At 68.5% G+C, this 21729-nt stretch carries 18 protein-coding genes; 9 read left to right on the top strand and 9 right to left on the bottom strand.

The features are described from left to right. The first annotated feature begins 41 nt into the window (after positions 1 to 41). The gene (locus DWG18_RS12730; protein WP_115648181.1) at positions 42 to 419 is read left to right on the top strand and encodes a phosphotransferase; all 378 of its coding nucleotides are present in this window, start codon (positions 42 to 44) and stop codon (positions 417 to 419) included. Positions 420 to 446: 27 nt separating this feature from the next. Here DWG18_RS12730 and DWG18_RS12725 read toward each other — a convergent pair whose 3' ends face one another. Continuing rightward, positions 447 to 1388 (bottom strand): GAF domain-containing protein, encoded by a 942-nt coding sequence (locus DWG18_RS12725; RefSeq protein ID WP_162823837.1) that lies wholly within the window; start codon positions 1386 to 1388, stop codon positions 447 to 449. A gap of 142 nt (positions 1389 to 1530) precedes the next feature. On the opposite strand from DWG18_RS12725, the gene fabG reads away from it, so the two are divergent. The 3 genes from fabG (at position 1531) to DWG18_RS12710 (ending at position 3495) form a co-directional block, all read left to right on the top strand. After that, a complete protein-coding gene (fabG, locus tag DWG18_RS12720; RefSeq protein WP_115647531.1) occupies positions 1531 to 2256 on the top strand; it encodes a 3-oxoacyl-ACP reductase FabG in 726 nt (241 codons plus the stop codon). A 124-nt stretch (positions 2257 to 2380) separates the two neighbouring features. Continuing rightward, positions 2381 to 2974 (top strand): hypothetical protein, encoded by a 594-nt coding sequence (locus DWG18_RS12715; RefSeq protein WP_115647530.1) that lies wholly within the window; start codon positions 2381 to 2383, stop codon positions 2972 to 2974. 74 nt (positions 2975 to 3048) lie between these two features. Continuing rightward, on the top strand, positions 3049 to 3495 hold the full coding sequence (locus DWG18_RS12710; RefSeq protein WP_115647529.1) for a hypothetical protein: 447 nt from the start codon (positions 3049 to 3051) through the stop codon (positions 3493 to 3495). Between the two features lie 6 nt (positions 3496 to 3501). On the opposite strand, the gene DWG18_RS12705 is transcribed toward DWG18_RS12710, so the two are convergent. Genes DWG18_RS12705 through DWG18_RS12690 form a run of 4 tightly spaced genes read right to left on the bottom strand, consistent with a single transcriptional unit; the run spans position 3502 to position 7943 of the window. Beyond that, positions 3502 to 5154 carry a tryptophan 7-halogenase gene (locus DWG18_RS12705; protein ID WP_115647528.1) on the bottom strand — a complete coding sequence of 551 codons (1653 nt, stop codon included), beginning with the start codon at positions 5152 to 5154 and terminating at the stop codon, positions 3502 to 3504. Between the two features lie 2 nt (positions 5155 to 5156). Next, positions 5157 to 5981 (bottom strand): glycosyltransferase family 2 protein, encoded by an 825-nt coding sequence (locus DWG18_RS12700; RefSeq protein ID WP_115647527.1) that lies wholly within the window; start codon positions 5979 to 5981, stop codon positions 5157 to 5159. Next, entirely contained in the window at positions 5974 to 6750 is a 777-nt protein-coding gene (locus tag DWG18_RS12695) for a beta-ketoacyl synthase chain length factor (RefSeq protein WP_115647526.1), read from the bottom strand. The genes DWG18_RS12700 and DWG18_RS12695 overlap by 8 nt, the downstream gene beginning before the upstream one ends. Continuing rightward, the gene (locus DWG18_RS12690) at positions 6747 to 7943 is read right to left on the bottom strand and encodes a beta-ketoacyl-[acyl-carrier-protein] synthase family protein (protein ID WP_115648180.1); all 1197 of its coding nucleotides are present in this window, start codon (positions 7941 to 7943) and stop codon (positions 6747 to 6749) included. The genes DWG18_RS12695 and DWG18_RS12690 overlap by 4 nt, the downstream gene beginning before the upstream one ends. A gap of 134 nt (positions 7944 to 8077) precedes the next feature. Here DWG18_RS12690 and DWG18_RS12685 point away from each other — a divergent pair, with 134 nt between their 5' ends. Further along, positions 8078 to 8761, top strand: a complete 684-nt coding sequence (locus tag DWG18_RS12685; protein ID WP_115647525.1) for a YdcF family protein — start codon at positions 8078 to 8080, stop codon at positions 8759 to 8761. A 73-nt stretch (positions 8762 to 8834) separates the two neighbouring features. On the opposite strand, the gene DWG18_RS12680 is transcribed toward DWG18_RS12685, so the two are convergent. Beyond that, positions 8835 to 10634 (bottom strand): DUF885 domain-containing protein, encoded by a 1800-nt coding sequence (locus tag DWG18_RS12680; protein ID WP_115647524.1) that lies wholly within the window; start codon positions 10632 to 10634, stop codon positions 8835 to 8837. 119 nt (positions 10635 to 10753) lie between these two features. Beyond that, positions 10754 to 13018, bottom strand: coding sequence for a S9 family peptidase (locus tag DWG18_RS12675; RefSeq protein ID WP_115647523.1), 2265 nt, complete (start codon positions 13016 to 13018; stop codon positions 10754 to 10756). Positions 13019 to 13113: 95 nt separating this feature from the next. Between DWG18_RS12675 and DWG18_RS12670 the strand changes: the two genes are divergently transcribed. Genes DWG18_RS12670 through uvrD form a run of 3 tightly spaced genes read left to right on the top strand, consistent with a single transcriptional unit; the run spans position 13114 to position 17592 of the window. Next, positions 13114 to 13659, top strand: coding sequence for a biliverdin-producing heme oxygenase (locus tag DWG18_RS12670; protein ID WP_115647522.1), 546 nt, complete (start codon positions 13114 to 13116; stop codon positions 13657 to 13659). Next, the gene (locus DWG18_RS12665) at positions 13656 to 15365 is read left to right on the top strand and encodes a GAF domain-containing protein (protein ID WP_115647521.1); all 1710 of its coding nucleotides are present in this window, start codon (positions 13656 to 13658) and stop codon (positions 15363 to 15365) included. Before DWG18_RS12670 ends, DWG18_RS12665 begins: the two co-directional genes overlap by 4 nt. A 49-nt stretch (positions 15366 to 15414) precedes the next feature. Continuing rightward, on the top strand, positions 15415 to 17592 hold the full coding sequence (gene uvrD, locus DWG18_RS12660; protein ID WP_115647520.1) for a DNA helicase II: 2178 nt from the start codon (positions 15415 to 15417) through the stop codon (positions 17590 to 17592). 4 nt (positions 17593 to 17596) lie between these two features. Here uvrD and DWG18_RS12655 read toward each other — a convergent pair whose 3' ends face one another. Together DWG18_RS12655 and DWG18_RS12650 are read right to left on the bottom strand one after the other, a co-directional pair. Next, positions 17597 to 18208 (bottom strand): hypothetical protein, encoded by a 612-nt coding sequence (locus DWG18_RS12655; RefSeq protein ID WP_115647519.1) that lies wholly within the window; start codon positions 18206 to 18208, stop codon positions 17597 to 17599. Positions 18209 to 18246: 38 nt separating this feature from the next. Beyond that, entirely contained in the window at positions 18247 to 18546 is a 300-nt protein-coding gene (locus DWG18_RS12650; RefSeq protein ID WP_115647518.1) for a DUF2782 domain-containing protein, read from the bottom strand. A 91-nt stretch (positions 18547 to 18637) separates the two neighbouring features. Here DWG18_RS12650 and polA point away from each other — a divergent pair, with 91 nt between their 5' ends. Then, a complete protein-coding gene (gene polA, locus DWG18_RS12645) occupies positions 18638 to 21394 on the top strand; it encodes a DNA polymerase I (RefSeq protein WP_115647517.1) in 2757 nt (918 codons plus the stop codon). The last annotated feature ends 335 nt before the right edge of the window (positions 21395 to 21729 follow it).

The following is a 21729-nucleotide window of genomic DNA, read 5'->3' as shown; positions in this document are numbered from 1 at the left end:
CGCGCGAGGCGATCACGCTGCTGATCCCGCACCAGGGACGCATGTGCCTGTGGCAGCGTGTGGTCGAGGCGGACGAACGCCGGATCGCACTGCAGGCGTTCGACCACGTCGATGCCGCGCATCCGCTGCGCCATCGCGATCGCCTGCATGCGGTGCACCTCGCCGAGTACGGCGCGCAGGCGATGGCGGTGCACGGCGGACTGCTCGGTCAGGCCGCGGGGCTCGCGCCGCGGCCCGGGCTGCTGGTCGCGCTCCGCGGCGTCACTCTGCATCGCGATCGCATCGATGATCTGGACGGCCCGCTCGACGGCGAAGCCGAGCTGCTGGTCGACAGCGACACCGGCGCGCAGTACGCGTTCGTGATCCGCCACGCCGGCGACGTCATCGCCGAAGGCCGCGCCGCGGTGATCCATCCGTAAGGCGGATTCCGCTGCGGCTGAGTGATGTCAGTGGCGCATCAATGCCGGTTCGACGCTCGCAGCGGCCACATCGATACGCTCGGTCTTGCGACGCGTCAGCTCCTCGTCCGCGCGGCCGAACACGGTGAGCGGACTTTCCTTCGGCGACATGCTGGACGCCGCGGCGGCGACCGCATCGGTGCCGAGCATGGTCGCCGATGCATTGGCGACGCGTTCGATCGCCTGCAGGCGTTCGGCGTCGACGTCGCCATTGAGCGTGAGCACGAATTCCGGCGCGCCACTCACGCGATTCAGCGCTTCGCCGGGTTTCAGCAGGCGTTCGAGCGCCTGGCTGCACTGCTGCAGCGTCTGCTCGACGATGCGATGCCCGCGCTGCGACACCACGCGCGAATAGCCCTGCAGCTCGACGATCACCACCGAGTAGTGCGACGCGCCGTGGTGCGCGCCATCGACCGGTGCGGGCGGCTGCAGCGCGGCGGTGATCTCGGCTTCGAGCAGCTGCCGGCGCGACTCCAGCAGGTTCATGGTGATGCGTGCGAGCGCCGCCAGTGCGTCGCGCTGGCCTTCGTCGAGTTCGCGCGGGCGGCGGTCGATCACACAGACCGTGCCTACCGCGGTGCCGTTCGGCGTGACCAGCGGCATGCCGGCGTAGAAGCGGATGCCGATGCCGCCGGTCACTTCCGGGTTGTCCCGGAAGCGCGGGTCATGCATGGCGTCGGGCACTTCCATCAGCAGCTGCGGTTCGCGCACGGCGTGGTCGCAGAACGCCACCTCGCGCGAGGTTTCCGTCGATTCGATGCCGACGCGCGACTTGAACCACTGGCGGTCGCGATCGATCAGCGACATGGTCGCGACAGGGGCGTCGCAGATGCGTGCGGCGATTCGCACGACGTCGTCGTAGGCGGTTTCCGGCAGCGAGTCGACGATGCGGTAGGTATCGAGGTCGCGCTGGCGCTGGCGTTCGGACATAGGCGGCGGTCTCCCGGGCGTCGCATTCATTTTCCGGGCGCCGTGTTCAGGCGCAATAAGCAGAAACACCTAGGCGCCCGCGACTTGCGACGCCCGCCACGGACTACGCGACAATGACGCGGGATTCACACGGATTTCGCACATGACCCTTCGACGCGCACTCGTGACCGGCGGCAGCGGCGACCTTGGTGGCGCGATCGCGCGACGCCTCGCCGCGCAGGGCGCGCACGTGATCGTTCATGCGAATGGGCGACTGGAGCGGGCGCAGGCGGTGGTCGACGCGATTCGCGCGGACGGCGGCTCGGCCGAGGCAGTGGCGTTCGACGTCGCCGATGCCGACGCCAGTGGCGAGGCGATCGCGCGCCTGCTCGACGCCGGCGCGGTGCAGATCGTCGTCAACAACGCCGGCATCCACGACGACGCGCCGCTGGCGGGCATGTCGCGCGAGCAATGGACGCGGGTGATCGATGTGTCGCTGCATGGCTTCTACAACGTGACGCAGCCCTTGCTGTTGCCGATGGCGCGCGGGCGCTGGGGCCGCATCGTCAGCATCTCGTCGGTGGCGGCGGTCACGGGCAACCGTGGGCAGGCCAACTACGCGGCGGCGAAGGCGGCGCTGCACGGCGCGTCGAAGTCGTTGGCGCGCGAGATGGCGAGCCGCGGCATCACGGTGAACGTGGTGGCGCCGGGCGTGATCGAAGGCACGATGGCGAACGACGCGTTCCCGATCGAGACGATCAAGCAGATCGTGCCGGCCGCGCGTGCGGGTCGCCCCGAGGAAGTCGCCGCGTTGGTGGGCTTTCTCTGCGGCGACGACGCGGGCTACGTCACCGGGCAGGTGATCGGCATCAACGGCGGCATGGCGTAACGCCTCACGCCGCAGCGACGAAGCTGAGCCTTCATCGCACGCCCGCGCATTCGTCGACGCCGTCGTGAAGCGGCGGCTGTTACATCGATCGCCCAGGCCGCGCCGTGTCGGCCGGAGCCTTCCGATGTTCCGTCGCCGCGCCTCCGTCGTCCTGCTCGCCCTTCTCCTTGCCGGTCCGGTGATCGCCTCGCCGCCCGCGATCGATCCCGCCGCGCGCAATCCGCCGCCGACGATCGCGCTGTCGCACTTCGACCGCTTCGAGCTGCAGCCGGTGACGCTCGCACCGGGGCTCGAGACGCACAAGGGCAACGTCGTCGCGCGCCAGTACCTCGATGTCGACGTCGGCGAACGCGTGCCGCGCCTGATCGAGCCGCGTAATGCGACGCCGGTACAGGGCGAGCCGCGCACGCTGCTGATCCAGCCCGAAGTCGCCGACATCCGCTTCATCACGGGCGGCAAGCGCGTGCTGTTCGGCGGCTTCGCCGGCAGCTCGTGGGCGCTGGTGAAACTGCGCCTGGTCGACAAGGCGACCGGCGAAGTCGTCGCCGAACCGCAGTTCCTGCAGCACGCCAACTCCATCGCCGCCGGCTACAGCCTGGGCGCGGCCGACAAGCTCATGCTCGCGCGGCTGGCGGACATGGTCGCGTCCTATCTGAAGACCAATTTCGATGCCCCGGTCGGCAGCGCCGTCGCGGCGGCCGCCCCGCCAATGGACTGACGGGTGGGACGGACGGTGCACGCACGGTTCATCGGCACGGGGCAAGATGGGATGAACCGACGGAGGCCGCTGCCATGACCCTGCGCCCGCTCATTCCCGCGCTGCTTGCCCTCGCACTCACCGCGTGTGCCAGTGCCTCGCACGTGATGATTTCCGATCCGCGTCCGCCGATCCCGGTCGAGCAGGTGCGCCTGTATCTCTCCGCGCCGCAGACGCGTTATGTCGAGATCGCCATCCTCGACGCGAGCAGCGGCGACTTCACCTATGGCGCGCAGAACCGCACCGACAGCCTGATGCTCAAGCTGCGCACCGAGGCCGCCAAGCTCGGCGCGAACGGTGTGCTGCTGCAGGACCGCGCGCAGGTGTCTTCGGGAAGCGGTGTCGGCGTGGGCGTGGGCGGCGGCAACTACCACGGCGGTGGCGGCTTCTCGAGCGGTGGCGTCAGCTTCGGCATCAACCCGCCCAAGGAGCTCGCGCACGCGATCGCGATCTACGTGCCGGAGCAGGCGTCCGGCGGCTGACCCGCGCTACGCGGCTGCATCGGCGGTCGCGGCTTCCGCGTACCAGACCGGCGACAGCAACGGCTCGGCCGGTGCCGGGTGGCCGCCGAGCACGAGTTCGAGGCCCGCATCGCCCAGCGTCGGGTGTTCGCGTCGCCCGTGCAGCAGCATCTCCGCCGCGAGGTCGTGCATGCGCGCGATGTCACTGCGCATGCGCGCGACGAACGCGTCGGGCTCGAGCGGGTCGCCGAGCTGGCGATTGAGTTCGTAGAACCACGGGATCTTGTACTGGTCGAGCAGGCGGCCGTCGAGCGGCGCGGTGTCGCCGCGCGCGGCATTGAGTTCGCCCCATCTGCGCAGCAGGGCCTGCATGCCGAGATTGAGCGTGCGCGCTTCGCCGAACAGCGCGCGCAACTGACCCAGTACCTGCGGCGAGGTCAGGTAGCCGGAGAAGAACAGCGGCCCCAGCAGCGACCAGTAATAGGTGTAGTCCCAGATCACCTTCAGCGGCATGACCTGCGCATCGCCGAACAGGCGGTACTGATCCTGGTACAGCGTCATCGTGTTCTCGTAGAACGAGAAGTAGAGCTGCTGGTACAGCGAGGCCATCGCGGTGATCGGCTTGCGCGCGCGATCGGCCAGGATCATCTCGGTGATGTAGGTGTTGGAGATCGCGATGAAATCGCTGCCCGGCGAATAGAACGGGTCGAGGAAGACACCGGCCTCGCCGGTGAGCGCCCAGCGATCGCCCGAGAACACCTGCTTCGCGCCATGCGAGAAGTGGCGCATGAACATGAAGTCCTGCAGCTCGTGCGTACCCGATTCCAGCATCGCGGCGACGCGCGGCTGATGACGATGCAGCCAGTCCATCGCCTTGGCGTGCGTATTCATCGTCTCCAGCGGATGCAGGTCGCCGTCGCAGACGATGCCGACCGAATGCTGGTTCGACGACAGCGGGATCAGCCAGAACCAGTAGCCCTCGCCGCACATGTGGTTGGTCGAGCGCCAGCGATCGGGCGGCGTGCAGCGGCCGAGCCAGTCCGGATCGATCGACCAGTCGCGCGGATCGAGCAGGCCCGAGACGCGCCACCAGGCCGAGTTCGCGTTGTGCGCATTGGTCTCGGCGAGATCGAGCTTGCGCTTGATCAGCCCCGCGCGACCGGAGGCATCGACGACCCAGCGCGCGGTGAGTTCATGCGTCGCGCCGTCGCATTCGTAGCGCACGCTGTGCGGCGCGCCGTCGGTGGCGAGGTCGAAGTTGCGCACGATCGCGCCGTCGCGCACGTCGATGCCCTGCGCGCGCACGTGATCGGTCAGGAAATTCTCGAAGCGCCCGCGGTCGATCTGCCACGAGATGGTCGGCAGCAGGCGGCTGACGCCGAGCTCCGTGCAGCGGTCGAGTTCGAACTCGCCGTCGCTGAAAAAGAAGCGGAAGCCGAACTTGCGGATCTGCGCGCTGTCGAGGTGCTCGCGCAGGCCGAGCACGTGGGCGAAATAGTGGCCGCCGATCTCGACGGTGGATTCGCCGACCTTGAACGCGCCCTCGCGCACGGGGTGGCGATGGCGTTCGAGCACGGTGATGCGCAGCGAGTCGTCGCGACGCTTGAGCTGCAGCGCGAGCGTCAGGCCGGCGAGGCCGCCGCCCAGAATGACGACATCCGAGTCGATAGTGGTATCCATGATCAGCCGCTGTGTGCCGGTGCGGCGACCGCGTTCGGGGCGAACTCGCCGCTGGGGTCGTGGATGATCACCGGGTTGCTGCGCGTGCGACGGTATTCGGCCATCACATTGCCGTAAGCGAACACCTGCACGACCACGTGCGAGGTGATGCGCCATAGATCGCGCAGCGGGCGGAAGTGACTCTTGCGGAACTTCACCGGGCCGGTGTCGGCCTGGTAGCGCGATTCGATCGGCACAGACACGCAGCGTACGCCGAGCTTGCGCGAAGCCGAGATCAGCATCTGCGCCTCGTAGACGAAGTCCTCGCCCGGAATGTCGCCGACGCCGAGCGCGCAGACCGAGGCCGGATAGAAGCGCTGGCCGCTCTGCGAGTCGGCAAGGCGGAAGCCGCAGCCCCAGGCGATGCCCCAGTCGCCGAATTCATTGGCGATGCGCCGATACGTGGGCTGGCGCGCGCGTTTGCGCAGGCGCGCGCCGATGACGATGTGATCGGGATAGACGTTGGCCGCGTCGAGCAGGCGCGGGATGTCCTCCGCCGCATGCTGGCCGTCGCCGTCCATGCTGATCACCCCGCGGAAGCCACGACGCATCGCTTCGGCGAAACCGTCACGCAGGCCCGCGCCCTTGCCCATGCGCGTCGCGTGGCGGATCACGGTGATCGGCAGGTCCGACACGCGCTCGACCGTCGCGTCGTCCGACCCGTCGTCGATGAGGATGACGTTGGGGCAGTGCGCGAGCGCGCCTTCCACGACGTCGCGGATCCGCAGCTCTTCATTGAGCGCGGGAATGACGATCGCGACGTCACGGGCGCTGATCGGCTCAGCCATGCAGGATCTCCACGTCGAGGACACGGCCCGGACCGGCCCGGAGCGTGCAGTGCGGCTTTCCAGCCGCGAGGGCGTCGAACAACGGCAGCATCGGTCGCATCGCATTGTGCGGCGCGCATGACGCGAGCGCACCGGCGGGCTCGCCGACCGTGCCGTCACCAAGCGACAGGCTAAGCCGCGGGCCGCGGTCGCCGCGTGAGAGCACCAGCGCTCCGCCGAGCAGGCCGGCGCTGGGCTGGACCTTGGCCAGCGGACCGGTCGAGGCCGCGTCGAATGCGACCAGCAGCACCGCTTCCGCGCCGGTCGCGAGCTGCACGCAGGCTTCGATCAGGGCCTGCGCGAACGTCGCGTCGTAGGCACTGAGCGAGGTCGCCGGCACCATCGCGCCCGCGCCGATCGTCCAGTAGCCCGCGGCGGCGTTGTGCACAGAGTTGTGGAACTTGATCGGGGACACCGCATCCGGCTGCGAGGCGAGCGTCGCGCACATGTAATCGGTGATCGCGAGGTCGCCGTGCATCGAGGCGAACACCGAAGGAAGCGTCTTGGGATCCCGCGCCGCAGCGGTGGACGCGGCGAGCGCGACGTCGAGGGCGACCGCCACACTGTCGGGCGCGCGGCGGCGTTCGTTGGGTGGGAGCAGTTGCGGCGAGGGGCGCGACGGCGCGTTGTCGACCCGCGTTCCGTCGCGCACGAGCGCGAGCGCGGCCTCCCAGCTGGGAACGCCCGGGGCCCAGAAGCCGATGCCTTCGATCGTTGCGGTCAACGTCATGCGGACCGCCCGAACAGCAGCGAGCAGTTGTTGCCGCCGAACCCGAAGGAGTTGTTCATGGCGTAGCGGATGGCCTGCGCGGTCGATGCGAAGCGGATCTGCGGGCCGCAGATCGCGTCCGGCGTCGAGGCGCCGAGCGTCCCCGGCAATTCACCCGACTCCAGCGCGAGCAATGCAATCACCGACTCGACGATGCCGGCCGCGCCGAGCGTGTGACCCGTGTAAGCCTTGGTCGAACTCGCGTGCAGCGTGTCGGGGAACATCGCCTTCACCGCCAGCGATTCGGCGCGATCGTTCGCCGGCGTCGCGGTGCCGTGCAGGTTGAGATAGCCGACGTCGCTGGCGTCGACGCCGCCGCGTGCGAGTGCATCGCGCATCGCGAACTGCGCGCCCAGGCCTTCCGGATGCGGGGCCGACATGTGGTGCGCGTCGGAGGACTCGCCATAGCCGCGCAGCTGCAGGCCGACGTCGCCGTCCTGAGCGCGTTCGACGACCGCGAACCCGCCGGCCTCGCCGAGCGACAGGCCGTCGCGCGTCGCGTCGAACGGCTTGCAGGGGTTCTTCGACACCAGCTGCAGCGAGTTGAAGCCGTAGATCACGCTGCCGCACAGCGTGTCGACGCCACCGACGATCGCCGCGTCGGCGAGGCCCGCTTCGATCAGGCGCGCGGCCTGCGCGAACACCTTCGCGCTCGACGAGCAGGCCGTCGCGACGGTCACCGCGGGGCCGCGTGCGCCCGTAGCGTGCTGCACGAAGTCGCCGGGCGAGTGCACGGTGTGGATGATCGGGCGCTGCAGGTCGGCGGGGAAATTGGGGGTGCCGTCGGCGTCGGTGATCAGGCGCGTGTACGCCTCCTCGGTCGCGCCGATGCTCGAGGTCGAGGTGCCGATCACCACGGCGACGCGCTCGGCGCCGTACTGCGCGATCGCGTTGCGCACGGCATCTAGCACGCCGTCCTGCTGCAGCGCGATCCACGCGAGCCGGTTGTTGCGGCATTCCCATTGCGACCACTCGGCGGGCAGCGCTTCGTCCTCGACGCCGTCGACGCGACCGATCCAGCAGTCGAGCGGCTGCGCGCCGAAGTCGTTGCGACGCAGGCCGCTGCGGCCTTCACGCAGGGCGCGTCGATGCGCGTCCAGCCCACGCCCGAGCGCGCTCGTGGCGGTGAACGCACGGATCGCGAGCGGCGGTATCGGGCTGAGGTCGGACGGCGGCACGGCGGCTCCCATCGGCAGGGCGGTGAAGTATGCCAGCGGTCATCCTTCACGCCGCCCTCATGGCGTATCCTCGCGCGACGTCGGCCCTGTGTGGCTGAACGGCCGCTTCGATGTCGTCCCGCGCCCATCACCAGTTCACGCTCTTCCGCGACCGCGACGTGCTGCTCACCGGCATCGTCACCTTGGCCGCGTGCGTGCTCTCGGCCGGACTCGTCTATCTCGCCTATCTCGTGCACGTGGTTCGCACTGCGCTGCGCGCGCCGTGCGCGCCGGAGCAGGGCGCGCACCTGCTGCTGTTCGGCAAGCACGCACCGCGTGGCCGCATCGACACCGACTTCGCCGCGCGCCTGGATCGCGCCGCGCAGTTGTGGCGCGAGCGTCCGTCGCAGCACCTGGTGCTGCTCGGCGGTGGCGCGCAGGGCGAGCTGAGCGAAGCGGAGATCGCGCGTCGCGAACTGTTCGCGCGCGGCCTCGCGCCGGACACACCGCTGCAGCTCGAATCCGGTTCGCGCGACACCCTGCAGAACCTGCGCAATGCACGGCAGATGCTCGGCGATGCCGTCGTCGAACGCGTGACGCTGCTGTCCAACCGCTACCACCTCGCGCGCTGCGCGCTGTTCGCGCGCCAGCTCGGCTTCGATGTCGAACTCTGCGCCGCGGAGCCGCGGCTGCGTCTCACTCCGCGCATGCTGCTGCGCCTTGCCGGGGAAGCCGCGTACATCTGCTGGGCCGACATCGGCACCCGCTGGGCGCGCTTCGTGCGCAGCGAGCGCATGCTGGCGCGCGTGACCTGAGTTACCCGGCCGACGCTGCAAAAGAAAACGCCCGCATCGCTGCGGGCGTTTTGCATTGCGAGAGACCGAGCGATCAGCCCTTCTTCGCCTTCTGCTGCGGCACGAACTGCTCGCGCACCGCCTTGGCCAGCAGCTTCGGCGGCAGCAGGCCCTGGTCGAGCAGGAAATCGTTGAAGGCCTTGCGATCGAACTTGTCGCCCAGCGCGATCTCGGTTTCCGTGCGCAGCTGCATCAGCTGCGAGTAGCCGTAGAAGTAGCTGCCCGCTTGGCCCGGCGAGTTGACCGAGTAGCGATCGATCTCCTGGCGCGCCATCGCCTTCGACAGGCCGACCTTGTTCACCAGCCAGTCGAACGCGGTGTCGCGGTCGGTGAGGCCGAGGTTGATCATCGGATCGAGCATGGCGCGGCTGGCGCGCAGCAGGCGCAGCTGTTGCGCGATGAGCTGACCGTCGAGCGGCTCGTACGGCACCATCTCGGCTTCGGCATACAGCGCCCAGCCTTCGACGTTGACCGAGTTGAACGCGTACAGCGTGCGCGCCAGCGAGATGCCGCGCTCGACCATCGCGGTGAACTGCAGCTCGTGGCCCGGGCGGCCTTCGTGCGCGGACAGCGTCCACGCGCCGGCCGGGTAGTTGAAGTCGTCGTACGGGCCGTCGGCGCCGGCATTCGGATTCGACAGCGGCAACACGAACACGCCCTGCTGGCCGGTGTTGCCCACCAGCGGCGCCGGCAGGAAGTGCGGCGCGGGCTGCGAGGCATTTTCAGCCGGCGTGCCCACGCGCATCTGCATCGGACGATCGGGCAGCGTGACGACGCGGTTCGCCGCGATCAGGCGATCGAGTTCCGGCATCACCACCGTGCGGTAATGCGATTCGATCTTGTCGTCGGCGATCGGCGTCTTCTTGAGCTGGCGGATCACGGCCACGTAGTCGGTGTCCTTCCAGCCGTGTTCCTTGGCGATCAGTGGCGCGATCTGCTGCATCGCGTTGCGCGTCTCCGCGAACTCCATCTGCGCGCGTTCGATCAGCGTGCGGGGATCGATGTCGATGCCGACGTTCTTGAGTGCGAGCGCATAGAGTTCCGGCGGCAGCGCGTAGGTCGTGCGCGCCTTCGGCAGCACGGTCGACTTCGTCCACGCCGCGTAGTCGGTGAGCTGCTTGTCGAACTCGGCCAGCGCGGGGCCGGCGTCGAGCTTGTACTTGTCGAAGAGCTGCTTGATGCCGGTGCGGTAGGTCTCGAGGTTGTCGAGCGACTGCTGCACTTCGACCTGCGTCGGCATCAGCAGGCCGGCCTGATCGCGTTCTTCATAGCGCTGGCGCGCGAGCGTGGTCAGTGGCGTGCTGCCGGGCGCCATGCCCGCATAGGCCTGGAGACGCTTGACCGCCATCGCGCGGCGATCGGCCGGCGTCTGGTCGGAGAGCAGGCCCTGCAGGCCGCCGAACACGGTCTGGCCGACGTCGAGCCACGGACGCGTCATCTTCTCGTTGACCGCGCTGGCTTCGATCGCGTCGTCCGCGGCCTGGACCAGGATCTCGAGGTCCTGGCGGACGTTCGGATCCTTCTCGACCGCGAGCTTGGCCTTGAGTTCGTCGCGCGCCTTGGCGGTGGCCTCGCGGTAGCGCGCCGGATAGTTCGGGCCGAAGTCGAAGACCTTGTCGTCGAAGCCCGGCACGCCGAAGAACGAGAGCTGCTCCGGCTGGAAGGGGCCCTGCGACTTCTGCAGGATCTGCGCGAACTCGTTGCTGCGCGCGACCCAGGCGGGCACCGGCTTCTTGACGGTCTTGCTGGCGGCCGCCGGCGCGGCGGGCGCGGCCAGCGCGACGCCAAGCGCGAGCAGCGCGAGCGAAAGGGCGAGGACGAGGGGCTTGTGCATGGTCAGGGCTCCGAGGAAGCGTCGAGGATGGCGTGCAGTGCCGGGCTGGCCATGCGCCGAAGGTCACGAGAGAACGACAGCGAAGACGCGCGCCGACCACAGGCCGGCGCGCGGTGCGATCAGGGCTTCAGGCAGCGCCCGAGGAATTCGTCCGTGATCTTCAGGCGATGCAGCAGGTCCTTGCCCTTGAGTCCGTGCTTCGCGCCCGGGTACGTCATCAGCTCGAACGGCTGGCCGCGCTGCTGCAACGCGCTCATCAGCGCCGTCGAGTTGGTGAACAGCACGTTGTCGTCGGCCATGCCGTGGATCAGCAGCAGCTTCGGCGCGTTCGGGCCGACCAGGCCGTCGATATGTTCGAGCACGCGGGCGTTCTTGTAGCCCGACGGATTGCTCTTGGGCAGGTCCATGTAGCGCTCGGTGTAGTGCGTGTCGTACAGGCCCCAGTCGGTGACCGGCGCGCCGGCGACGCCGCAGGTGTAGTCACCCTGGCCGTTGGCGAGCAGCATCAGCGTCATGTAGCCGCCGTTGCTCCAGCCGTAGACGCCGACGCGCTTGGCATCGACCCACGGCTGCGACGTCAGCCAGTGCAGCGCCTTGCGCTGGTCGTCGACTTCCACCGTGCCCTGCTTGCCGTACAGCGCGCCGCCGAAGGCCGCGCCGCGACGCGGGGTGCCGCGGTTGTCGACCGAGAACACCACGTAGCCGTGCTGCGCGAGGTACTGGTTGAGGTCGGGCTGCCAGGTTTCCTTGACGGTCTGCGACGCCGGCCCGCCGTACACGTTGACCACCACCGGATACTTCTTCGATGCATCGAAGCCGTCCGGCTTGATGACGTAGTAGTGCAGCGACGTCGTGCCGTCCGCGGCCTTGAGCGTGCCGAACTCCATCGGACGATGCGCGGCGCGGTACGGCGCGTACGGATGCTTGGCGTCGGCGAGGTCGTTCTTCACCAGCGTCGCGATCGCGCTGCCGTCGGCGCGGTGCAACACCAGCTGCGGCGGCGTGGACGCGTTCGACCAGCTGTCGACGTAGACGCTGCTGTTCGCGGCGAAGTTGGCGCTGTGCCAGCCGGCCTCCTTCGACAGCTTCTCGATCGCGCCGCCCTTGAGCGGCACGCGATAGACCTGCAGCTGCGTGGGCGATTCGCGCCCGGCGCTGAAGTAGACCCAGCCGACGTTCTGGTCGACACCGAGCACGTCGTCGACCGGCCACTCGCCCGACGTCAGCGCGCGCGCCTTGCCGGCGGCGTCGATGACATACAGGTGCTCGAAGCCCGTGCGCTCGCTGCTCCACAGGAACGCACCGTCCTTGAGGAAGCGCAGCGCATCGTGCAGCGGCACCCAGGTCTTCGAATGTTCGGTGACGAGCGTGCGCTGCTTGTTCGACGCCAGATCGGTCTCGATCAGCTCGAGCGTCTTCTGGTCGCGCGACTGGCGCTGGAAGGTGAGGTGCTGCGGATCGCGCCAGGCGACGCGGGCCAGGTAGATGTCGGGGTTCTTGCCGAGGTCGATCCAGCGCGCATCCTTCGACGCGCCGGACGGGTCGACCACGCCGAGCTTGATCGCGACGTTGGTGTCGCCCGCGGCGGGATAGCGCTGCTCGACGACTTCGGTGCGATCGGGATACACCTCGTAGCGCTTCTGCACCGGCACCTTCGATTCATCGATGCGCGCGAAGGCGATGCCCGAGTCGTCCGGCGCCCACCAGTAACCGGTGTGGCGGTCCATTTCCTCGTCGGCGACGAACTCGGCCTGACCGTTGCCGATCGTCTCGCCGCCGTCGAAGGTGAGCTGGCGCTGCGTGCCGTTGGCGAGATCGATCACCCACAGGTTGCGGCCGCGCACGAAGCTCACGTACTTCCCGGCCGGCGAGATTTTCGGGTCGGTCGCGAACCCTTCCTTGTTCGTGAGCTTGCGCACCGCGTCCTTGCCGGACTTTGCGAGGTCGTAGAGATACAGATCGCCGCCGAGCGGGAACAGCAGCGTCTTGCCGTCGGGGGAGAACTGGTAGTCGACGATGCCGGACAGCGCGGCGATACGCTGGCGTTCACGGCGCGCCTTCTCCTCGTCGCTCAGCACTTCCGTGCCGGGCAGCACGTCGTCGGAGTCGACGAGCAGTCGGGTCGTACCGCTCGCGATGTCGTAGGCCCAGAGATCGAGGCGATTGCGGTCGCGATCCTTGCCGCGCAGGAACGTGACGCGCGTTCCATCCGGCGACACCTTCGGCTTGACCAGGCTGGGTCCCGACAGCGGCGCATCGCCCGCGAGCGCTTCGAGCGTGAGCTTGGACGGAGGGACGGGCGTTTCGGCGGAAGCGATGGGCAGGCTCAAAGCGGCAGTCAGCAGGACGGCGGGGAGGGCAGCACGAAGCCGGAGGCGGTTCATCTGGATAGGCGGTCGCGGAAGTCAAGCGAGTGTAAGCGTCGCCGAGTGTGCGCATACACACCGAACGGTTCAGCCACGGCTGCTAGGGTGACTGCATGTCCCCCTCCAACTCCCTGCGGTGGCGTCTCCGTGACGCGACCGCCGATGCCCATGCCCGCGTCGATGCGCGGGTGGGGGACGCCTTCGACGACGTCGCCGGCTACGCGATCTTCCTGCGTGCCATGCACCGCTTTGTCGCCAATGCGCGCCACGTGCTCGGCGATGCGGAGGAGCTGGTGGCGTGTGAAGCCGCGTTGCTCGCGGACCTGGGCGTCGTCGGCGGCGCGCCCATCATCGATCTGGAGACGCCCGCTGCCACGCGTGACGATGCGCGCCTCGGCTGGCGTTACGTGATCGCCGGTTCGTCGCTGGGCGCGCGCGTGTTGCTGCGACGCGTCGAAGCGCTCGGCTTCGATGCCACGCAGGGCGCGCGGTATCTCACGCTGCACGCGCAGGGCGATGCCTGGCGCACATTGCTGTCCACGCTCGACGCCCTGCGTCTGAGCCCCGATGAAGAGCGCGCCGCCTGTGCCGGCGCGAACGAAGCCTTCGCCTGTGTCGAGCGTTGCCTCGACGATGCACGTTACGGAGCGGCTGCATGACCCGTTTGAACACCATCGACGCCGAGGGCTGCGCGAAGGAACCGATCCACCTGTCCGGCGCCATCCAGGCCCATGGCTACCTGGTCAGCTGCGCGATGCCGGACTGGACGGTGCGCCACGCCTCGGCGAACGTCGAAGACCTGCTCGGGGCCAGCGTCGACGAACTGCTGGGACGCTCGCTGCGCGACTACGCGAGTGAGGAAGTGCTGCAGGCGATCCTCGACACGCTGTCGATGGTGACGCCCGGCAATACGACGGCGCAGCGTGCGGGGCAGGCCAACCTCGGCCCGCTCGGCACCGCGTGCGACCTCGTCGTGCACGTGGCCGACGACCTCGTGCACATCGAGATCGAGCCGCGTTACGAGCGCGGCCTGTCGCCGCAGCCGACGGTGCTCGCACAGTCGATGATCGGCGCGGTCGCGCACGAGCCGCCGGAGAATTTCCACGAATTCGTCGCTGCGCAGGTGCGCGGGTTGACGGGCTACGACCGCGTCATGGTCTACCGCTTCCTGCCCGACGGCACCGGCGACGTCATCGCGGAAGCGCGGGCGGACGACATGGAGCCCTACCTTGGCCTGCGCTTTCCCGCGTCCGACATTCCACCGCAGGCGCGAGCGCTGTATCTGCGCAACCGCGTGCGCGTGATTCCCGATGTCGATTACGAGCCCGTGCCGATCGTGCCCGGCACCGTCGACGATGGTCGCCCGCTCGATCTTTCGCAGCACGCGCTGCGCAGTGTGTCGCCGGTGCATCTCGAATACCTGCGCAACATGGGTGTGGGGGCGTCGATGTCGATCTCGATCATCGCCGGCGGCCGCCTGTGGGGCCTGATCGCCTGTCATCACCGCGTGCCGCGGCTCGTGCCGCCGGCGGTCCGTGCCGCCGCCGACCTGTTCGGCCTGTTCGTGTCGATGCGCGTCGCTTCCGCCGAACAGCAGAGGACGCTCGCGCACTTCGAACATGCGCAGCAGGTCCGCGACGCGCTGGTCCTGCGGCTGGCCCAGGCGCGCGACTTCGATCGCGCGCTCATGGACGAGCTGCCGTTGCTGCGCACCGCGCTCGGCGCCGACGGCGCCGCCCTGTGGTCGCAGTCGCGCTGGCATGCCAGCGGGCAGACGCCGGATCCGCGACGCGTGGCGTCGCTGGTCGACTGGCTGCAGCAGCAGGGCGCGGTGAGCGTCGCCGTCACCGACACCGCCGCCGACTGGGCCGCGCCCATGGACGGTGATGCCACCGCCGGCGTGCTGGCCTTGCGACTCGGGGCCGACGACTGGCTGCTGCTGTTCCGCGACGAACAGGTGCAGACCGTCAACTGGGCGGGCGAGCCGGCGAAGGCCCTCGTCCCCACCGACGACGGCCTGCGCATCGCGCCGCGCCGTTCGTTCGCGGTGTGGCGCGAAAGCGTGCGCGGTCGGAGCGCGCCGTGGAGCGACGCCGACCGCCGCGGCGCGGCGCGCCTGCACCAGGTACTGACCGAGCAGCGTCGCCGCATCCAGACCCGCGTCGACGTGCCCGCGCTGGACCAGCAGCGGCGGCAGGCCGCGATGGATGAGCGCCGCCAGCGTCTCGACCAGCTCGCGCAGATGCTGGAAGGCCTGAGCCATCTCGCTCCCGACGTGAGTGCCCGCCTCGACGCGCGCATCTCCGCACTCGAGGACGAACTGCAGCGACTCGCCGAAGTCGCGCCGCTCACGGACGTCGCATAGTCCTGCGGACTGAGACGGGCCTGCGACAGCGGGCCCGTAAACTGTGGGCATGGATGTCTCCCACCTTCTCGACGCGCTGAATCCCGCGCAGCGCGAGGCCGTCTGCGCACCGCTCGGCCACTACCTCGTCCTCGCCGGCGCCGGCTCCGGCAAGACGCGCGTGCTCACCCACCGCATCGCCTGGCTCAACGAGGTCGAGCGCGTGCCGGTGCACGGCATCCTCGCCGTCACGTTCACCAACAAGGCCGCCGCGGAGATGCGCCACCGCGTCGACATGCAGCTCTCGGGCGGCGTGCGCGGCATGTGGCTGGGCACGTTCCACGGCCTCGCGCACCGGCTGCTGCGCCTGCACTTCCAGCAGGCCAACCTGCCCGAAGGTTTCCAGGTGCTGGATTCGGACGACCAGCTGCGCCTCGTGAAGCGCGTCATGCAGGGCCTCGAACTCGACGAAACGCGCTATCCGCCGCGCCAGGCCGCGTGGTGGATCAACGCGCGCAAGGATGAAGGGCGCCGTGCGCAGAACATCCAAGGCGGCGAGGACGAGTGGACCGACACCATGCGTCGCATCTACGCGGCGTACCAGGAGCGTTGCGATCGCGCCGGACTCGTCGACTTCGCCGAGCTGCTGCTGCGCGCCCATGAGTTGCTGCGCGACTCGCCGCAACTGCTGTCGCACTACCGCAACCGTTTCAAGCAGATCCTGGTCGATGAGTTCCAGGACACCAACGACATCCAGTACGCCTTCATCCGCGTGCTCGCGGGCGATACGGGGCAGGTGTTCGTGGTCGGCGACGACGACCAGGCGATCTACGGCTGGCGTGGCGCCAAAGTCGAGAACGTGCAGAAATTCCTGCGCGACTTCGACAGCGCCAAGACGATCCGCCTCGAGCAGAACTACCGCTCCACATCGACCATCCTCGACGCCGCGAACGCGGTGATCGCGCATAACCCCGGGCGCCTCGGCAAGAAGCTGTGGACCGACGTCGCCGGTGGCGATCCCATCGATCTGTACGCCGCCTACAACGAGATCGACGAGGCGCGTTTCGTCGTCGAACGCGCCAAACAGTGGGTGCAGGCGGGCGGCAGCTATCGCGATGTCGCCGTGCTGTACCGCTCGAACGCGCAGTCGCGCGCCTTCGAAGAAGTGCTGATCGGCGAGCAGGTTCCGTATCGCGTCTACGGCGGCCTGCGCTTCTTCGAGCGAGCGGAAATCAAGGACGCGCTCGCTTACCTGCGCCTGATCACCAATCGTGCGGATGACGCCGCGTTCGAACGCGCGGTCAACACGCCCACACGTGGCATCGGCGAACGCACGCTGGACGAAGTGCGCCGGCTCGCGCGGGCGGAAGGCTTCCCGCTGGCCGCCGCGGCGGTGAAACTGGCTTCAGGCACCGCGCTCGCCGCGCGTGCGCGCAATGCGCTTGCGACCTTCCTCAAGCTGATCGACGACCTGCAGGCCGAGTGCGTCGACCGCACGCTGCCGGAAAAGATCGACCACGTACTGCTGCGTTCGGGTCTTCGCGAGTTCTACGCGCGCGAGCAGAAGGGCCAGCTCGATTCGCGCGTCGACAACCTCGACGAACTCGTGTCGGTGGCGTCGCGCTTCAACTGGCGCGAAGACGACGAGGACGAGGTCGAACTGCCCGAGCTTGTGGCGTTCCTGTCCTATGCCGCGCTCGAAGCCGGTGAGGGCCAGGCACGCGCGGACCAGGACGGCGTGCAGCTGATGACGCTGCACAGCGCGAAGGGCCTGGAGTTTCCGCTGGTGTTCCTGGTCGGCCTCGAGGAAGGGCTGTTCCCGAACAACCGCTCCGCCGAAGAAGCGGGTCGCATGGAGGAGGAGCGTCGCCTCGCCTATGTGGGCATCACCCGCGCCCGCGAGAAGCTCGTGCTGAGCTACGCCGAAGCGCGCCGCATCCACGGCATGGACATGTACGGCATGCCGTCGCGCTTCCTGCGCGAGATACCGTCGTCACTCGTGCACGAGGTGCGGCCGAAGGTGCAGGTGTCGCGGCCGGTGTACGGCGCCGGCAGTCGTCGCACCGACACCAGCCTGGCCGAAACGCCCGCGATTCCGCTGGGCGCGTCGGTGCGTCATCCCACCTTTGGCACCGGCACCGTCACCGACGTCGAAGGCAGCGGCGCGCACGCGCGCGTGCAGGTGAACTTCGACGACGTCGGCAGCAAGTGGCTGGTCGCGGCGTTCGCGAACCTGCAGAAGATCTGACGCGTTACTCCGGTGCCTTCGCGCAGTTTTCGGCGGCGACGATCTCGCCGTCGATGTGCGCACGATCGCAGGCGAGGATGACCTGCCGGCCCGGCGCCAGCGTCTTCGCGAATTCAGGCGTCAGGCCGCGCAGTTCGACCGGCGCGAAATTGCCGGCGGCGAAATGCGCGACCGGTGCATCGGGTCCGTCGACGCGCACGTCGGCGATCACCCCGGTCGCGAGCAGTGGCTGAGCGAACAGCGCATCGGCCTTGGCGTGATCGCCCACGTATTCGCCGGCCAGCTCGACCGCCGTGAACGTGGGGCGGAACGCCGCGGCGGTGCGCACGAACGGCACGCTGCCCGGCGGCGCCTTGGTGGCATTGCCGCGCGTCGCGCCGCCCGCCACGTACAGGGCGGGCGACAGCACCAGCGCCGCCAGCAGCGGCACGACGCCGGCGCGCGTGCCACGATGCTTCATCGCGACGATCGCGAACAGGATCGACACCGCGATCAGCGGCACGCCCGCGCGCAGCGCGAGATTCGGCACCGGCACGAACAGGGCGATCCAGCCGAGCACGAGCAGCGCCCAGGCGATCGGCGTCCACGGCTTCGGGGTGGCGGCGACAGCATTCATCGGAGTGTCCTTGTCCTGTTCGTTGCGGGTGCGCGTGGTTACCAGCTGAAGATCTTGTACTGCACGGGGTTGACCGGGCCGTCGCCACGACGGTGATCCAGGCGACCGTCGTTGTCGTCGTCGGTCAGGTAATAGGTGACGCCGCCCTTGGGCACGATCTTGACCACGCGCAGCAGCCCGGCGACCCGGTATTCCGACACCACGTCGCCGTTGTCCATCGTTCGGGTGGTGACGTCGGCGTTGTTCAGCGCAAGGGTCGGGTCGTCGGCCGGCATCGACATCGACGCACAACCCGCGAGCAGCGAAAGAGCGAGAAGCAGGGGAGCGGTGCGGCGCATGGCGGATCTCCGGGCGGGCCCCAAGCATACGGCCGCCCGCGCGTGAACGCCCGGCGCAGGGTGCACGACGGGCGCGCCCTACAATCGGCGGATGAAAAAGCTCGTCCTGATCGACGGTTCCAGCTACCTGTATCGCGCGTTTCACGCGCTGCCGCCGCTCACCAACGAGCACGGCGAGCCCACCGGCGCGCTGTTCGGCGTGGTCAACATGCTGAAGGCGGTGCTCGCCGAAAAGCCGGACTACATCGCCTACGTGGTCGACGCATCCGGGCCCACCTTCCGTGAGGCGCTGGACCCGCAGTACAAGGCGCATCGCCCGCCGATGCCGGACGACCTGCGCGCGCAGGTGCAGCCGCTGTGCGACATCGTCACCGCGCTCGGCATCACGATCATCCGGGAGGAGGGTGTCGAAGCGGACGACGTGATCGGCACGCTCGCGCTGCGCGGTTTCGAGGAAGGTTTGGACGTCACCGTGTCGACCTCCGACAAGGATTTCGCGCAGCTGGTGCGCGATCCGGTCGACGGCCGCGGCGTCGCGCTGGTCAATACCATGAGCGGCAGTCGCCTCGATTCGACGCAGCGCGTGATCGAGAAATTCGGCGTGCGGCCGGATCAGATCATCGACTACCTCGCGCTGATGGGCGACAGCGTCGACAACATTCCGGGCGTCGAGAAATGCGGGCCGAAGACCGCCGCCAAGTGGCTGGCCGAATACGGCACGCTCGATGGCGTGATCGCGAACGCGGCGTCGATCAAGGGCAAGATCGGCGAGAACCTCGCGCGCGTGCTCGATCGCCTGCCGCTCAATCGCACGCTGACGACGATCAAGATCGACTGCGAGGTGCCGCTCGGTCCGCAGGAGCTCGCACTGCGCGAACGCGACCACGAGAAGTTGCGCGAACTGTTCGAGCGCTACGGGATGCGCCAAGCGCTGCGCGAACTCGAAGGTGGTGCGGCGACTGCGCCGGCAGCATCGGGCAGCCGCGGTGTCGCCGCGCAGGTGGTGTCGGTGGAATCGCTCGATCCTGCACTCGCCGCGAAGGGCGAATACGAGGCGGTGCTCACGCAGGAACAGCTCGACGCCTGGGTCGCGAAGCTGCAGGCCGCCGACGAATTCGCGTTCGACACGGAAACCGATTCGCTGGATGCGCTGTGCGCGAACATCGTCGGCCTGAGTTTCTCGGTCGAGCCCGGCCACGCCGGCTACATCCCGGTCGGCCACGACTATCCGGGTGCCCCGGTACAGCTCGACAAGGCAGTGGTGCTCAATGCGCTCGCGCCGATCCTCGAGGACGCGAACAAGCGCAAGCTCGGCCAGCACGGCAAGTACGACATCCATGTGCTGCGCTGCCATGGCGTCAACGTGCAGGGCTATGCGGACGACACGATGCTGGAGAGCTTCGTGCTCAATGCGACCGCGACGCGCCACGACATGGATTCGCTGGCCAAGAAGTACCTCGGCTACGACACGATCAAATATGCCGACGTCGCCGGCAAGGGCGCGAAACAGATTCCCTTCTCGCAGGTCGCGCTCGACGACGCCACGCGCTACGCCGCGGAGGATGCCGACGTCACGCTGCGCCTGCATCGCGTGCTGTCACCGAAGCTGCGCGAGATCCCGGCGCTGGAATCGGTCTATCGCGACATCGAGATTCCGCTGATTCCGGTGCTCGAACGCATCGAAGCCAACGGCGTGATGATCGATCCGGACGAACTGCGCCGGCAGTCGGCGGACATGGGCCGCCGCATGCTGGAGTTGCAGCAGCGCGCGACGGAGGTCGCCGGTCGCACGTTCAACATGGACTCGCCCAAGCAGATCGGCGCGCTGCTGTTCGACGAGCTCGGCCTGCCGGCGACGGTGAAGACGCCCACCGGTGCGCCTTCGGTGAACGAGGAAGCGTTGGAAGCGATCGCCGACCAGCACGAGCTGCCGCGCCTGATCCTCGACTACCGCGGTCTCGCAAAACTGCGCGGCACGTACACCGACAAGTTGCCGGAGATGCTCAACCCGCGCACGCATCGCCTGCACACCAGTTATCACCAGGCCGGTGCGGCGACGGGTCGCCTCGCGTCGAGCGATCCCAACCTGCAGAACATTCCGATCCGCACCGAGGACGGGCGTCGCATCCGCACCGCGTTCATCGCGCCGGAAGGCCGCCGCATCGTCGCCTGTGACTATTCGCAGATCGAGCTGCGGATCATGGCGCACCTGTCGGAAGATCCGGCGCTGCTGCGCGCGTTCACGTCGGGCGTCGACGTGCATACCGCGACCGCGGCGGAAGTGTTCGGCAAGACGGTCGACACGGTCGAAGCGAACGAGCGTCGCGCGGCGAAGGCGATCAATTTCGGTCTGATGTACGGCATGAGCGCGTTCGGTCTCGCGACGCGCCTGGGCATCTCGCGCGGCGAAGCGCAGGACTACATCGCGCTCTACTTCGCGCGCTATCCCGGCGTTCGCGAGTACATGGACCGCACGCGCCAGCAGGCGCGCGAGCAGGGCTACGTCGAGACCGTGTTCGGTCGCAGGCTGTACCTCGAGAACATCCACGCGCGGAACCAGGGCCTGCGTTCCGGCGCCGAGCGCGCGGCGATCAACGCGCCGATGCAGGGCACCGCGGCGGACATCATCAAGCGGGCCATGATCGACATCCACGGCTGGTTGGCCGGGCATGCCGAGCAGGCGCTGATGGTGCTTCAGGTGCACGACGAACTGGTCTTCGAGGTCGACGAAGGCTTCGTGCCCACGCTGGTCGACGAGGTGAAGCGGCGGATGTCGGGCGCCGCCGAGCTCAAGGTGCCGCTGGACGTCGACGCCGGCATCGGCCGCAACTGGGACGAGGCCCACTGACGCGCCAAGCGGGCGGCTCGATGCACCACGCTGGCGCATTCGCGCCAACGTGAAAGCGGCGTTGGAGCGGTCGTCTGCGGACGCGATCGCGTGCGTTCTTCGCGCGTTGTCACGTTTTGCCGACGAGCGGAGTTGAAGCAATGAATCGGTCCTGAACTTTTACGGACCGCTAACGGATGTCTTCACTTTCCGTGCATGTTCCGAGTGTTTTCATGCACCTGCGCCGGATGCAACGTCCGACGCTGATCCTCCCCTCCCCTGGAGCGATCTCGGAACGTAAGGTCCCTCCCCAGACCCCGTTCCCCAGCCCCGCCGGCCCCCCCTGCCTGCGGGGC

Source organism: Lysobacter sp. TY2-98 (assembly GCF_003367355.1).
Taxonomy (GTDB): Bacteria; Pseudomonadota; Gammaproteobacteria; order Xanthomonadales; family Xanthomonadaceae; genus Cognatilysobacter.
Note: the sequence above shows the minus strand (reverse complement) of the source record. Positions and strands in the feature narration are given on the sequence as shown.